This is a genomic window from Citrobacter farmeri (assembly GCF_019048065.1).
Taxonomy (GTDB): Bacteria; Pseudomonadota; Gammaproteobacteria; order Enterobacterales; family Enterobacteriaceae; genus Citrobacter_A; species Citrobacter_A farmeri.
Genome location: NZ_CP077291.1, coordinates 3,525,375 through 3,539,596, shown reverse-complemented (window position 1 = coordinate 3,539,596; position 14,222 = coordinate 3,525,375). Strand labels below are relative to the sequence as shown.

Below are 14,222 nucleotides of genomic sequence, written 5' to 3'. Positions count from 1 at the left end.
CGACGCCTGTGCGCCTTATCCGGCCTGTAATCCCCACCGGCAGGAACTATTCCACTGCAAACATTTTGTCGAGTTTGCTGTAGCCCAGTCCGTTGATTTTCTTCACTTTGATCTGTACCGGAATACGTTCTTTCATCGCTTCCACATGGCTAATCACGCCAATCGTTTTTCCGCTGGCATTGAGCGCATCCAGCGCATCAAGGGCGGTATCCAGCGTTTCACTGTCGAGCGTGCCGAAGCCTTCGTCAAGGAACAGTGAGTCAATGCGCGTTTTGTGGCTGACCAGATCGGAGAGCGCCAGCGCCAGCGCGAGACTGACAAGGAAGCTCTCGCCACCGGAAAGCGTTCGGGTATCGCGCACCGCGTCGGCCTGCCAGGTGTCGACTACCTCCAGTTCCAGTGCTTCACTGGCTTTGCGCTGCAACAGATACCGTCCGTGCAGGCGGGTCAACTGGTTGTTCGCCAGCCACACCAGGTTATCCAGGGTCAGCCCCTGGGCGAATTTGCGGAATTTATCACCCTCTTTAGAGCCGATCAGGGCATTCAGATAGCCCCAGTCCTCAACCTGCTGCATCGCGTTGTCGATTTTTTCCATCAACGCCTGCTGTTGTTGGCGATTATCGCTATCTTGTTTTAGCTGTTGACGTATTTCACCCTGACGTGTGGCATTGTCGCGCACCCGATCGTTTAGCTGCGCCACGGCTTGCTGAATGTGTTCAACCGACTGCGTGAGGTCCAGTCCCTCAGGCGGCTGTTGCTGATGCGCTGCCAGCGCCTGGGCTGACTGTGCGGCGAGCGTCTGCGCCTGCTGAAGCTGGTTTTCCAGCGATTGTTTTAGCTGTTCCAGACGCGTAACCGCCTCATCATCCAGCAGCGCGGCAAGAAACGCCGCCCGATCGGCAAACGGGCTGTGTTCAAGCCCGGCATCGAACTGCGACTGCGCGTCGGCAGCACGCTGAGTCTCCTGCTTCTCTTGTTGCTGTAACGTCTGCAATTGACTGTGCAGCGACACACACTCATCGTGCACCTGACGCCAGTTTTCCAGCGCCACGCTTTCATCATCTTCAGTATCGGAACTCACGGCAGGCAGCGTTTCGAGCAATGGGGTAAGCTGTGCGATGCGCGCCTGCAACGCCGTCAACTCCGTCTGTCGCTGCTGCCACGTTTGTGCATCTGCCGCGCGGGCGTTTAACCACGCTTCCTCGCTGCCTTCCTGCGGAAGTGACAACGTATAGCGGCTTAACTGCGCTGACAGCGCTGCCTCGCGCTGGTCGATTTGCTGGCGGAACTGTGTCACCTGTTGCGCATGGGCGGTGATTTGCGCCTGTAGATCATGGCGTTGGCTGAGCTGATAAAGCTGTTGCTCGTGCTCGTCCTGCGCTGTCAGCCAGGGCTGAATATCTTCCTGCGGCACTAACGTGACGTTCAGCGCATCGACAGTGGTTTGCCACTGTTGAGTGAGCGCTTGCTCTTCTTTAGCCAGCGTTTGCGCTTCGCTTTCGTCACGCTGTAGCTGCTGATTTAGCGCCTCCGACTGTCCACGCAGCGTGGCGCCTTCGTCGGCCAGCGCTTTAACCTCTTTCTCCAGCGCATCGCGTCGCGCCTGATTAACGCCGGGCTCGAGTGCCTGATACGTCGCGACAGCGGGATGAGCGGTTGAACCGCAAAGCGGGCAGGGTTGACCGGACTGTAGCAGCGCACGCTGGCTTTCCAGATCTTTAATCCGCGCTTCCTGTTCGCAAATGGTTTTAACATCCTGATACTGCTGATATTTATCTTTATACTGTTGACGCTTTGCCTCGAGCAGAGTATTGAGCCGGGCCTGGTCCTGCTTGTTATGCGCAATCGCCGCCTGAAGTTGATTCAGACGTGTCAGTCGGGGAGCTAGCTGACCGTGGAGTGAAAGCAGCTGCTGGCGCAGGGGACGCAGCAGCGCGTGCTGCGCCAGCGCCGTTGCGACCTCATCCGCCGTCAGATTGAGCGTCACCGGTGGCAGCAATTCCAGCTTACGGCTATCGTTTACCTGCTGTTGCTGCCATTTCGCCATCTGAATCTTATCGCTGGCCTGCTGAGCAAAAAGGGCTCGCCATCCTCCTAACTCGTTGCTCCATAAGCGAAAGCGGTCGTGTGCGTTTAGCCACTCGTTGAGCGTCTGTTGCGTGGAGAGCAGGGCGATGGACTGCCGCTCAGCCTGGCGGCGTATACGATCGCGAAGCGCGAATCTGCTTTGTAAGCGAGTATTCACTTCGTTGATCTGCTGGCGAGTGCGGGTGACCGTAGCCGATTGCTCCTGAATACGCTCCCACAGTGGGCGCAATGCTCTGGCAGGCTGCGCCAGACTGAGCGTCGCCAGTTGTGGTTGGGCGTTTTCCAGCGCCTCCTGTGCAACCCGCTGCGCCTGCTGACGCTGGTTGACGTCGGCCAGCAGTTCGTGTTGTCGCGTCAGCCAGTTCTGGTGCTGCTGTCCGGTCCGCTGTTGGGTGACCAGCTGCTTCTCTTCGTCAGTGAGCGCCTGCAAACTTTCTGTCAGCGTCTGCAACGCCTCTGGCGCTAACAGTGTGACGCCGCTGGCCTGCGCCTGTAATTTTTCCAGTTCGGTGCGCGCGGTTTTGTGCTGCTCAAAGACCTGGGCGGAGATCTGTCCATAAATTTCCGTGCCGGTCAGTTCTTCCAGTAGTTCCGCACGCTCCTTTGGCTTAGCGTTGAGGAAAGCCGCGAATTGCCCCTGTGAGAGCAGCATTGAGCGGGTAAAGCGGCCGTAATCCAGCCCGGTCAGATCCGCCGTCATCTCCAGTTTGTCTTTCACTTTATCGGCAAGGATTTTCCCGTCGGCGCAGCGCGCCAGTTCAACGCGCGGAACCTGCAAATTGCCGTCGGGCTGGTTGCGCGCACGGTTCTGGCTCCAGAACGCACGATAAGCTTCGCCTTTGACTTCAAACTCCACTTCCGCCAGACATTCCGCCGTATCGCGGGTCATTAGATCGTTTTGCGATTGTGACACGGTATTCAGGCGAGGCGTCTCGTGGTACAACGCCAGGCAAATCGCGTCGAGCAGCGTGGTTTTACCGGCCCCGGTGGGTCCGGTGATGGCAAACAGACCGTTGCTGGCAAACGGCTCGGCCGTGAAATCGACCTTCCATTCCCCTTTCAGTGAGTTGAGGTTTTTCAGGCGTAGACTGAGAATTTTCATGCCTCATGCTCCCCGGACAGCGTCTGTAACGTGCGACGAAAAAGTGACGTCAGGCGTTCGCATTGAGGTGGCTCAAGTTCTTCCAGCGCCAGGCGGCGCGAAAATACTTCATCTACGCTCAGTTCGCTCAGCGTTTCCCGGCGTTCGTTACTCAACATGCGCTCGCGTTGCTCCCGACTGCGACGGACTAACAGCACTTCAACAGGCAGCGTTTCCGTCAGCGCCTGAATTTTACGCTGCATATCATGCAGGTATTCATCGGTAGTGATTTCAATATCCAGCCAGACAGGTGGGCTTTGCTCGCTATCACGCCACTGCTCCAGTTGCCCGGTAATCGCGGCGAGATCGCCTTTCAACACCGCCAGCGGTTGCGTTACCGGAACGGTGAGTTCCTCAACGCTGGCTAACTTGCCGTCCTGGAAGTCCACCCGATGCACGTACTTATTTTTGCCGCATTCATCAAAACTCAGCGCGATGGGAGAGCCGCAGTAGCGGATATGCTCTGTACCACCAATCTTCTGCGCCCGGTGGATGTGGCCCAGCGCGATATAATCGGCGGTCGGGAAGTTTTGTGCCGGGAACGCATCCAGCGTGCCGATATAAATGTCACGAACGGCGTCACTTTTGCTGGCGCCGACGGTGGTCAGATGACCGGTGGCAATAATCGGCAAGGCGAGATCGCCGCGTAACGTGCAGGCAGCCTCGTATTGCTGCTGGTAATAGTCGGTGATGGCACCCAGAAGATGCTGCTGTTTTTCCTGACCGGACAGCCCCGCCTGACTGCTGATAATGTCACGTGGACGTAAAAATGGCACCGGGCACAGCACCGCGCCGGGCTGACCGTCGCGACGATTCAGTATTTGCGGCGCATGACCTGCGCTGGCCACCACCGTGGTATTGAGAAACGCCAGAATGTCGCGGGATTCATTTAACGTGGCGACGGAATCGTGGTTTCCTGCTAATACCACCAGATGGCAGCCCGTTTGCTGCAGGTTGACCACAAAACGGTTGTAGAGCTCACGAGCATAGCTTGGCGGCGAGCCGGTATCGAATATATCGCCCGCAACGACTATCGCATCCACCTGCTGTTCGACCGCCGTTTCCAGCAGCCAGTCGAGAAAGGCCTGATGTTCAGCGGCACGGCTTTTGCTGTAAAAATTTTGTCCCAGATGCCAGTCAGAGGTGTGAAGAATGCGCATAACGGTTCCATGGCAAAAAAGCATAAAGGGGATTATAACCATTCGGGGGCTGTAATATCTCGTTTCTCGGGTGTCATAAATCAACAACCTAAGGTTAACGTCAGCACGCATTTTCATAAATCTGTCATAAAACTGACGCATAATGGCGCCGCATTAAGACAGATGATGATAAGCAACTTATATAACAGGGCAAATCATGGCGAGACGTATTCTGGTCGTAGAAGATGAAGCTCCAATTCGCGAAATGGTCTGTTTCGTGCTTGAGCAAAATGGCTTTCAGCCCGTTGAAGCTGAAGATTATGACAGTGCGGTGAATCAGCTTAATGAACCCTGGCCGGATTTGATCCTTCTTGACTGGATGTTGCCCGGCGGTTCTGGTCTACAGTTTATTAAACACCTCAAGCGTGAAGCGATGACGCGGGATATTCCGGTCATGATGTTGACCGCCAGAGGAGAAGAAGAGGATCGCGTACGCGGCCTGGAAACCGGCGCGGACGACTACATTACCAAACCGTTCTCCCCGAAAGAACTGGTCGCCCGCATCAAAGCGGTGATGCGCAGAATTTCACCAATGGCGGTGGAAGAAGTCATTGAGATGCAGGGGCTGAGCCTGGATCCTACATCGCACCGCGTGATGATCGGCGAAAATCCACTCGATATGGGGCCGACGGAATTTAAACTGCTGCATTTCTTTATGACCCACCCCGAACGGGTTTACAGCCGCGAACAGTTGCTGAACCACGTCTGGGGCACCAACGTCTACGTTGAGGATCGCACGGTCGATGTGCACATTCGCCGCCTGCGCAAGGCGCTGGAAACCAGCGGCCACGATCGGATGGTACAGACGGTTCGCGGAACAGGGTATCGTTTTTCGACCCGTTTTTGAAAGACAAGAATAAGAGCCAGGCTCTGAAGGGAGAGTGACCCGTGCTGGAACGGCTGTCATGGAAAAGGCTGGTGCTGGAACTGATACTTTGCTGTATCCCGGCCTTGATCCTAAGCGCATTTTTTGGTTACCTGCCGTGGTTTTTACTGGCATCGGTAACAGGACTGCTGATCTGGCATTTCTGGAATTTATTACGCCTCTCATGGTGGCTGTGGGTCGACAGAAGCATGACGCCGCCGCCGGGACGAGGCAGTTGGGAACCGCTGCTGTATGGTTTGCATCAGATGCAATTGCGCAATAAAAAGCGCCGTCGCGAGCTGGGCAATTTGATTAAACGCTTTCGCAGCGGGGCAGAATCACTGCCCGATGCGGTGGTATTGACTACCGAAGAGGGCGGGATCTTCTGGTGCAACGGTCTGGCGCAGCAGGTACTGGGCTTACGCTGGCCGGACGATAGCGGGCAGAATATCCTGAACCTGCTGCGCTACCCGGAGTTTACGCAGTACCTTAAACTGCGGGATTTCAGTCGACCGTTAAATCTGGTGCTCAATACCGGTCGCCATCTGGAAATCCGCGTCATGCCGTATACCGATAAGCAACTGCTGATGGTGGCGCGTGACATGACGCAGATGCATCAGCTTGAAGGCGCGAGACGCAATTTCTTTGCCAACGTGAGCCATGAACTGCGCACTCCGCTGACGGTGTTGCAGGGCTATCTTGAGATGATGCATGAGCAGACGCTGGAAGGGGCAACGCGCGAAAAAGCGCTCTTAACGATGCGTGAACAGACCTCGCGCATGGAAGGACTGGTGAAACAGTTGCTCACGCTGTCGAGGATTGAAGCCGCGCCGACGCTTTTGCTCAATGAGCAGGTCGATGTGCCGATGATGCTGCGCATGGTCGAACGCGAAGCGCAGACGCTCAGCCAACAGAAGCACACGTTTAGCTTTGAAGTGGATAACCAGCTGAAGGTGCTGGGGAACGAAGAACAGCTGCGTAGCGCGATGTCTAACCTGGTGTACAACGCAGTGAATCATACGCCGGCAGGAACCCATATCATCGTCCGCTGGCACACGGTGCCGCACGGCGCGGAGTTTAGCGTGGAAGATAACGGGCCGGGCATCGCACCGGAACATATCCCGCGGTTAACGGAGCGATTTTATCGCGTTGATAAAGCGCGATCGCGACAAACGGGCGGCAGTGGGCTGGGGCTGGCTATCGTAAAACATGCGGTGAATCATCACGAAAGTCGCCTGAATATCGAGAGTCAACCGGGCAAAGGAACACGCTTTAGTTTTGTGCTGCCGGAACGATTAATTGCCAAAAAAAGTGCTTAAAGTACAATCGTAAGGTTTTCTTTCCATAAGCCAGCCAATGCTGGCTTATTTTCTTTGCAGCTAAGATAAGTCTGCTGAATTTATCAACGCCTGGTTGTTTTTTGTTCGAATGATAAGCCATGACTTTTTCTTTAACATAGTGTTTTGCACTGGCCTTTAATTTTATATCGCTATAATCTTCCGGTTTTTGGATCCCTCCTTGCTTTAAAACGTTATAAGCGTTTAAATTGCGCCCCAGATGCTGTCAGACTGACTGCATTCAGGCGGTAAATCGAAAAACTATTCTTTGCTTTCCAGGTTATGGGATATATCCCTCTGGAATAGCTTAAAAAAACCGCTGTTTCTTCCCGCAGGGAAAGACAATAAGTTAATTTAATCAACACCACATCCACAGGCCGTAAGCTTTATGACCCATCAGTTAAAATCGCGCGATATTATTGCGCTGGGCTTTATGACTTTTGCGCTGTTCGTCGGCGCAGGGAACATCATCTTTCCTCCAATGGTTGGTTTGCAGGCTGGCGAAAACGTCTGGATGGCGGCTGTCGGCTTTTTGATCACGGCCGTGGGGCTACCGGTGCTGACCGTTATCGCGCTGGCGAAAGTCGGTGGTGGTGTTGACAGTCTGAGTACCCCTATCGGCAAAGTGGCTGGCGTTCTGCTGGCGACCGTCTGCTATCTGGCCGTTGGACCGTTATTCGCAACTCCGCGCACTGCAACGGTCTCTTTTGAAGTGGGTATTGCCCCGCTGACCGGCGACTCGACTCTGCCGCTGCTTATCTACAGCGTGGTCTATTTTTCGATTGTGATTCTGGTGTCGCTGTATCCGGGTAAACTGCTGGATACCGTTGGGAACTTCCTGGCACCGCTGAAGATTCTGGCGTTGATTGTACTTTCCGTTGCCGCCATCATCTGGCCTGCCGGCCCGATCAGTCATGCGATGGAAGCCTATCAGACGGCAGCATTTTCCAATGGCTTCGTGAACGGCTATCTGACAATGGATACGCTGGGGGCGATGGTCTTTGGTATCGTGATTGTTAACGCGGCACGTTCTCGCGGTGTCACTGAAGCACGTCTGCTGACCCGTTATACCGTCTGGGCTGGTCTGATGGCGGGCGTTGGATTAACGCTGTTGTACCTGGCGCTGTTCCGCCTTGGTTCAGACAGCGCAACGCTGGTCGATCAATCAGCGAACGGTGCGGCGATCCTGCACGCTTATGTCCAGCACACCTTTGGCGGTGCGGGTAGCCTGCTTTTGGCGGCGCTGATTTTTATCGCCTGTCTGGTGACGGCGGTCGGCCTGACCTGCGCCTGTGCGGAGTTCTTCGCCCAGTATGTGCCGCTGTCTTACCGTACGCTGGTCTTCATTCTTGGCGGATTCTCGATGGTGGTTTCCAATCTGGGGCTTAGCCATCTGATTCAGATCTCTATTCCGGTACTGACAGCGATTTATCCCCCGTGTATCGCACTCGTTGTGTTAAGTTTTACCCGCTCATGGTGGCATAATTCGACCCGCGTCATTGCACCAGCAATGTTTATCAGCCTGATTTTTGGTATCCTTGATGGTATTAAAGCATCGGCAATCGGCGACGTGTTACCGGCCTGGACCCAGCGCTTACCGCTGGCGGAGCAAGGCCTGGCGTGGTTAATGCCCACCGTCGTGATGGTGGTCCTGGCGGTTGTCTGGGATCGCGCAGTGGGTCGGCAGGTGACCTCCAGCGCACACTAAGATTGCGGAAAATTTGTTTTAACCACGGGGCTATTACTGGCCCCGTGGTTTTTTATTGTGTTGATGGGTTAGGAATCGATGGAAAGTAATAACAAGCTGAAGCGGGGGCTAAGCACCCGACACATTCGCTTTATGGCCCTGGGTTCAGCAATCGGCACCGGACTGTTTTATGGCTCTGCAGATGCCATAAAAATGGCCGGACCGAGCGTGCTGCTGGCATACATTATCGGCGGGGTAGCGGCTTATATCATTATGCGCGCGTTGGGGGAAATGTCCGTACACAACCCTTCCGCCAGCTCATTTTCGCGCTATGCGCAGGAAAACCTCGGCCCACTCGCCGGTTACATCACCGGCTGGACCTACTGCTTTGAAATACTGATTGTCGCCATTGCCGACGTGACCGCGTTTGGCATCTACATGGGCGTCTGGTTTCCGACTGTACCGCACTGGATCTGGGTGCTCAGCGTGGTGCTGATCATCTGCGCCATCAACCTGATGAGCGTGAAAGTGTTTGGCGAACTGGAGTTCTGGTTCTCCTTCTTTAAAGTCGCCACCATTATTATCATGATTGTGGCCGGTTTCGGGATCATCATCTGGGGGATTGGTAACGGCGGGCAACCGACCGGGATCCATAACCTGTGGAGCAACGGCGGCTTCTTTAGCAACGGCTGGCTGGGGATGGTGATGTCACTGCAGATGGTGATGTTCGCCTATGGCGGTATTGAAATTATCGGCATCACCGCCGGGGAAGCGAAGGACCCGGAGAAATCCATTCCGCGCGCCATTAACTCGGTACCGATGCGTATTCTGGTGTTCTACGTGGGGACGCTTTTCGTCATCATGTCTATCTACCCGTGGAACCAGGTAGGAACTGACGGCAGCCCGTTTGTGCTGACCTTCCAGCATCTTGGTATTACTTTTGCCGCCAGCATTCTCAATTTTGTGGTGCTCACCGCGTCACTGTCGGCGATTAACTCTGACGTCTTTGGCGTCGGTCGCATGCTGCACGGGATGGCAGAGCAGGGCAGTGCGCCAAAAGTGTTCGCCAAAACCTCGCGCCGGGGGATCCCATGGGTCACCGTGATGGTGATGACTATCGCCTTGCTGTTCGCGGTGTATCTGAACTACATCATGCCGGAAAACGTCTTCCTGGTGATTGCGTCGCTGGCGACCTTCGCGACGGTATGGGTGTGGATCATGATCCTGCTGTCGCAAATCGCTTTCCGTCGTCGTCTGCCGCCGGAAGAGGTGAAGGCGCTGAAGTTTAAAGTGCCGGGCGGCGTGGCAACGACCATTGTAGGCCTGATTTTCCTTGTCTTTATTATCGGACTGATTGGTTATCATCCGGACACCCGCATTTCGCTGTACGTGGGCTGTGGCTGGATTGTTCTGTTGATGATTGGCTGGATGTTCAAGCGCCGCCACGATCGTCAGGTCGCTGAAGCGCAGTAATGTTGTACCGGGTGGCGCGAATGCCATCCGGTCATTTCTCCTCCCCCGAACTCCTCCCCCAATAAACCTTCAGATGAGGAGTTATCCTGCAAATCGCTATGGCAAGGTGAGCTCATTTTCATCAAAGGGGATACGTGATGTTGAATGCCTGGCACCTACCGGTTGCCCCATTTGTTAAGCAAAACAAAGACCAACTGACCATTACGCTCTGGCTGACGGGGGAGAATCTGCCGCAGCGCGTCACGCTACGTGCGGAAAATGACAACGAAGAAACCGCGCTGGCGATGCGCAAACTGCGCACGCAACCGTCTCCGGGCGTGACGGCCTGGCGTGCGGCGATTGATCTTCGTTGCGGACAGCCACGTCGTCGCTACAGTTTCAAGCTGCTCTGGCTCGATCGTCAGTTGTGGTTTACACCGCAAGGGTTCAGCCGTTTTCCGCCCGCCCGTCTGGAACAATTTGCCGTGGATGCGCCGGACAGCGGACCGCAGTGGGTGGCCGATCAGATTTTCTACCAAATCTTTCCTGACCGTTTCGCCCGTAGTTCGTCACGCGACATACAGCAGGATAAGGTTTATTACCATCACGCGGCCGGACAGGAGATTGTGCTGCGAGAGTGGGACGAACCGTTGACCGCGCAGGCCGGCGGCTCCACGTTTTATGGCGGCGATCTCGACGGCATCAGCGAAAAGTTGCCGTATCTGAAAAAGCTGGGCGTTACCGCGCTGTACCTGAACCCGATATTCACCGCTCCGAGCGTGCATAAATATGATACCGAGGATTACCGTCACGTTGATCCGCAGTTTGGCGGCGATTCGGCGCTGATGCGACTGCGGCTGAAAACGCAGCAGCAGGGAATGCGGCTGGTGCTGGACGGCGTGTTTAACCACAGCGGCGATTCCCACGCGTGGTTCGATCGCCATCAGCGCGGCTCCGGCGGCGCGTGCCACTATCCGGATTCCCCCTGGCGCGACTGGTACAGTTTTTCACCTGACGGCGTCGCGCTGGACTGGCTGGGCTACTCCAGTCTGCCGAAGCTGGATTATCAGTCCGAAAGTCTGGTCAATGAAATGTATCGCGGTGAAGACAGCATCGTTCGTCACTGGCTGAAGGCGCCGTGGAACATGGACGGCTGGCGGCTCGACGTTGTGCATATGCTGGGAGAAGCGGGTGGCGCGCGTCATAACCTTCAGCATGTCGCTGGGATCACCCGGGCGGCGAAGGAAACGCAGCCAGAAGCCTACGTTTTTGGTGAACACTTTGGTGATGCGCGACAGTGGCTGCAGGCGGATGCAGAAGATGCCGCCATGAACTACCGTGGCTTCACCTTCCCGCTCTGGGGCTTTCTTGCCAACACCGATATCTCCTACGATCCCCAGCAGATAGACGCGCAGACCTGTATGGCGTGGATGGAGAACTACCGCGCCGGCCTCTCTCATCAACAGCAGTTGCGGATGTTTAATCAGCTCGACAGCCACGATACCGCGCGTTTCAAATCGCTATTGGGAAAAGATGTCGCCCGCCTGCCGCTGGCGGTGGTCTGGCTATTTAGCTGGCCCGGTGTGCCCTGTATCTATTACGGTGATGAAGTAGGGCTGGATGGCGATAACGATCCGTTCTGCCGCAAGACGTTTCCCTGGCAGGCGGAAAGACAGGATGCCGCATTGCTTGCCCTGTATCACCGGATGGCGAAGCTGAGGCATAGCATCCTGGCGCTGCGCTATGGCGGATGTCAGGTTCTCTATGCAGAAGATAACGTGGTGGTGTTTTTGCGCGTCCATCAACAGCAGCGCGTGCTGGTGGCCATTAACCGCGGCGAGGCCTGTGAAGTGGTGCTCCCGGCTTCACCGCTGCTGAACGTGACACAATGGTGCTGCAAAGAAGGTAAAGGACAACTGTCTGACAGTATCCTGACGCTGCCGGCAATTTCCGCCACGCTCTGGCTGAATCACTGATACAGTCGCGCGATGTTGGGGTTTTCAAGCAGCGCTTTTCGCCACCAACGATGCGCCAGCCCGTTTCGGCCATCGCGCCATGCCATATAAGCGACATCTTTTTCGCGAAAAGAGATGACGCTTTTTTCGACCAGTTCGCCCGTGGCAAGCCACGGGCTGGCGATATGCCGTGGAAGAAACCCGCAGCCCATCCCGGCGCGAAGCAGCGCCACTTTGCTATGAAAATCGTCGACATGAATCTGCGGCTGTTCGTCCATCAGATTAGTTTGCATCGGATGACAAAAGCGCGCGCTGTCGCTGATAACAATGGCACGGTGCAGGCAAAGTTGTTCATTCGTCAGTTTGTCAGCGATTGCGGCCAGCGGATGCGCGGGCGCCACCACAAAAACATTATCCAGGGTGCCTAACATTTTGTAGGACCACGCGGCGGAGGTCGGTGGTTCGTTAATCGCGCCAAGAATGATATCCGCGCCATTATGCGTTAACTCTTCCCATGACCCAGCCAGCGTGTGGTACGAAAATTTAAGTCGCGTCTGTTTGTTCAGCGCGTGAAAAGCATCAATAAGGGGGAATAGCACCTCAAAGGGAAAGGAAACATCCAGCGCAATGACCAGCTCTTTCTCCCAGCCGGAGCTCAACTGCAACGCCTGCTTTTCCAGATCTTTTGCCGCACTGAGCAGCAAACGCCCCTTTTCCAGCATCATCAGTCCCGTATCGGTGAATTTGGCCCGATGCCCGGAGCGGTCAAGCAGTTCGATGTTCAGGTCTTTTTCCAGCTTCTGGATCATATAGCTGAGTGCCGCGGGCGTTTTAAACAACGATTCGGCTGCGGCGGCAAAAGTACCGTATTTGTCGATGGCGTCCAGGATAAGCAGAACGTCCAGATTAATGCGCATAGGCTGAAAATATCCCTGAAAATTGACCCCTCTGTTGTACCGAATGACGGGAAACAAAACCAGTGAAGAAATTAGATGAGAGATGCGCATTTTTTTGAAGGTGCAAAGATATATCGTCCGAACAAGGCTTATTTCACTCGACGGTAAGTTTTCTTTAATAAGTCGTTAGAAATTTCCAACTATACTAAACAAGCTTTCTGATTCAGGATTTAACGGCTGACGGCAGATACCAGACGTCAATTTCTAACTCATTGATTAAGGAAGTATATTATGTCTATTCGGGAACTGATTAATCCATCAAACTCGACGCTCATTTTTATTGACCATCAGCCGCAAATGGCATTTGGCGTAGCTAATATTGATCGCCAGACGCTGAAAAATAATACGGTTGCACTGGCGAAAGCAGGCAAAATATTTAATGTGCCGGTCATTTATACTTCGGTCGAAACAAAAAGTTTTAGTGGTTACATCTGGCCTGAGTTACTGGCTGTCCACCCGGATGTGAAACCTATCGAACGTACCTCCATGAACTCCTGGGAAGACGCGGCATTTGTGAAAGCCGTGGCGGCGACCGGGCGTAAGAAACTGATTATCTCTGCGTTATGGACTGAAGTGTGCCTGACCTTCCCGGCGCTGATGGCGCTGGAAGCCGGTTACGAAGTGTATGTCGTAACAGACACCTCCGGCGGCACCTCCGTTGATGCGCATGAGCGTGCCATCGACCGTATGGTACAGGCCGGTGCTGTACCGGTGACCTGGCAGCAGGTTCTGCTGGAGTACCAGCGTGACTGGTCGCGTAAAGAGACCTATGACGCAGTAATGGATCTGGTGCGTGAACACAGCGGCGCCTACGGCATGGGTGTGGATTACGCCTACACCCTGGTGCATGGCGCACCGGAACGCAAAGCATAAAACTCCATCGTCCTTTATGCCGCCCCGATACCGCATGAAGGATGTTGTGTCGTGGAATGTCTGGCTTATGGCAGGGCAACCTGCCATTGACCTTCAGCAAGGAACTTGTCATGGCGCAGAATACACATGTGACGTTGGTGATTACGCATACGCTGCAGCCCAACCAGGCGGAGCGTTACGCGCTCTGGCTGGAAAAAATTATGCCCGTTGCCGCCTCGTTTCCCGGTCATCTCGGAGCGAATGTGATTCGTCCGACGGATGGGCAGAATCTGTGGAACATCATTATTCGCTTCGACACGCTCGAGCATCTTTATCACTGGACGCAGTCGGATACGCGGCGGCTTCTGGTTGAGGAGATTGCTCCACTGTTGGCGGAAGGCGATAAAACCGAGATCCACACCGAAGCGGCATTCTGGTTTACGCCTCCCGCTCCGCATGTTCGTCAACCGTTACGCTGGAAACAGTTTCTGATCACCCTGCTGGTTATCTTCCCCAGCACCAATCTGGTGCCGTGGCTGACCGGCATGTTATTGCCTTCGCTGAAGGGAACGCTATTACTGCATCTGATTAACGATGCCTGTGTGGTTGCGCTGGTGGTCTGGTTGTGGATGCCCATCGTGACCCGTTTGTTTGCCGGCTGGCTGAAAAAAGCCTGATCGGTTCGTCAGG

At 54.9% G+C, this 14,222-nt stretch carries 10 protein-coding genes; 7 read left to right on the top strand and 3 right to left on the bottom strand.

The window, feature by feature from the left end; all coding sequences use genetic code 11:
* Window positions 1-46: 46 nt before the first annotated feature.
* Both sbcC and sbcD read right to left on the bottom strand, forming a co-directional pair.
* Window positions 47-3,190, bottom strand: coding sequence for an exonuclease subunit SbcC (sbcC, locus tag I6L53_RS16640; protein WP_042324591.1), 3,144 nt, complete (start codon window positions 3,188-3,190; stop codon window positions 47-49).
* Window positions 3,187-4,389 carry an exonuclease subunit SbcD gene (gene sbcD, locus I6L53_RS16635; RefSeq protein ID WP_042324857.1) on the bottom strand — a complete coding sequence of 401 codons (1,203 nt, stop codon included), beginning with the start codon at window positions 4,387-4,389 and terminating at the stop codon, window positions 3,187-3,189. The genes sbcC and sbcD overlap by 4 nt, the downstream gene beginning before the upstream one ends.
* A gap of 196 nt (window positions 4,390-4,585) precedes the next feature.
* Between sbcD and phoB the strand changes: the two genes are divergently transcribed.
* From phoB to malZ, 5 genes are all read left to right on the top strand, one after another.
* The gene (gene phoB / locus I6L53_RS16630) at window positions 4,586-5,275 is read left to right on the top strand and encodes a phosphate response regulator transcription factor PhoB (RefSeq protein ID WP_042324589.1); all 690 of its coding nucleotides are present in this window, start codon (window positions 4,586-4,588) and stop codon (window positions 5,273-5,275) included.
* A 41-nt stretch (window positions 5,276-5,316) separates the two neighbouring features.
* Window positions 5,317-6,612, top strand: coding sequence for a phosphate regulon sensor histidine kinase PhoR (phoR, locus tag I6L53_RS16625; protein ID WP_042324588.1), 1,296 nt, complete (start codon window positions 5,317-5,319; stop codon window positions 6,610-6,612).
* Between the two features lie 406 nt (window positions 6,613-7,018).
* Entirely contained in the window at window positions 7,019-8,338 is a 1,320-nt protein-coding gene (gene brnQ / locus I6L53_RS16620; protein ID WP_042324587.1) for a branched-chain amino acid transporter carrier protein BrnQ, read from the top strand.
* A gap of 78 nt (window positions 8,339-8,416) precedes the next feature.
* Complete coding sequence (gene proY, locus I6L53_RS16615) at window positions 8,417-9,790, top strand: proline-specific permease ProY (protein ID WP_042324585.1); 1,374 nt, start codon at window positions 8,417-8,419, stop codon at window positions 9,788-9,790.
* 137 nt (window positions 9,791-9,927) lie between these two features.
* Entirely contained in the window at window positions 9,928-11,745 is a 1,818-nt protein-coding gene (gene malZ, locus I6L53_RS16610; protein ID WP_042324584.1) for a maltodextrin glucosidase, read from the top strand.
* Here the strand turns inward: malZ and I6L53_RS16605 are convergent.
* On the bottom strand, window positions 11,739-12,641 hold the full coding sequence (locus tag I6L53_RS16605; protein ID WP_042324583.1) for a LysR family transcriptional regulator: 903 nt from the start codon (window positions 12,639-12,641) through the stop codon (window positions 11,739-11,741). The two genes, malZ and I6L53_RS16605, sit on opposite strands and share 7 nt — an antisense overlap.
* Window positions 12,642-12,911: 270 nt before the next feature.
* Between I6L53_RS16605 and I6L53_RS16600 the strand changes: the two genes are divergently transcribed.
* Together I6L53_RS16600 and I6L53_RS16595 are read left to right on the top strand one after the other, a co-directional pair.
* Window positions 12,912-13,553 carry a hydrolase gene (locus tag I6L53_RS16600; protein ID WP_042324582.1) on the top strand — a complete coding sequence of 214 codons (642 nt, stop codon included), beginning with the start codon at window positions 12,912-12,914 and terminating at the stop codon, window positions 13,551-13,553.
* 110 nt (window positions 13,554-13,663) lie between these two features.
* On the top strand, window positions 13,664-14,209 hold the full coding sequence (locus tag I6L53_RS16595; protein ID WP_042324581.1) for an antibiotic biosynthesis monooxygenase: 546 nt from the start codon (window positions 13,664-13,666) through the stop codon (window positions 14,207-14,209).
* The last annotated feature ends 13 nt before the right edge of the window (window positions 14,210-14,222 follow it).

What these genes read in the sequence shown, in the direction of transcription:
- I6L53_RS16595 (WP_042324581.1), top strand. Translation starts at nt 13,664, where the DNA reads ATGGCGCAGAATACACATGTGACGTTGGTGATTACGCATACGCTGCAG.
- sbcC (WP_042324591.1), bottom strand. Translation starts at nt 3,190, where the DNA reads ATGAAAATTCTCAGTCTACGCCTGAAAAACCTCAACTCACTGAAAGGG.
- sbcD (WP_042324857.1), bottom strand. Translation starts at nt 4,389, where the DNA reads ATGCGCATTCTTCACACCTCTGACTGGCATCTGGGACAAAATTTTTAC.
- brnQ (WP_042324587.1), top strand. Translation starts at nt 7,019, where the DNA reads ATGACCCATCAGTTAAAATCGCGCGATATTATTGCGCTGGGCTTTATG.
- phoB (WP_042324589.1), top strand. Translation starts at nt 4,586, where the DNA reads ATGGCGAGACGTATTCTGGTCGTAGAAGATGAAGCTCCAATTCGCGAA.
- malZ (WP_042324584.1), top strand. Translation starts at nt 9,928, where the DNA reads ATGTTGAATGCCTGGCACCTACCGGTTGCCCCATTTGTTAAGCAAAAC.
- I6L53_RS16605 (WP_042324583.1), bottom strand. Translation starts at nt 12,641, where the DNA reads ATGCGCATTAATCTGGACGTTCTGCTTATCCTGGACGCCATCGACAAA.
- I6L53_RS16600 (WP_042324582.1), top strand. Translation starts at nt 12,912, where the DNA reads ATGTCTATTCGGGAACTGATTAATCCATCAAACTCGACGCTCATTTTT.
- proY (WP_042324585.1), top strand. Translation starts at nt 8,417, where the DNA reads ATGGAAAGTAATAACAAGCTGAAGCGGGGGCTAAGCACCCGACACATT.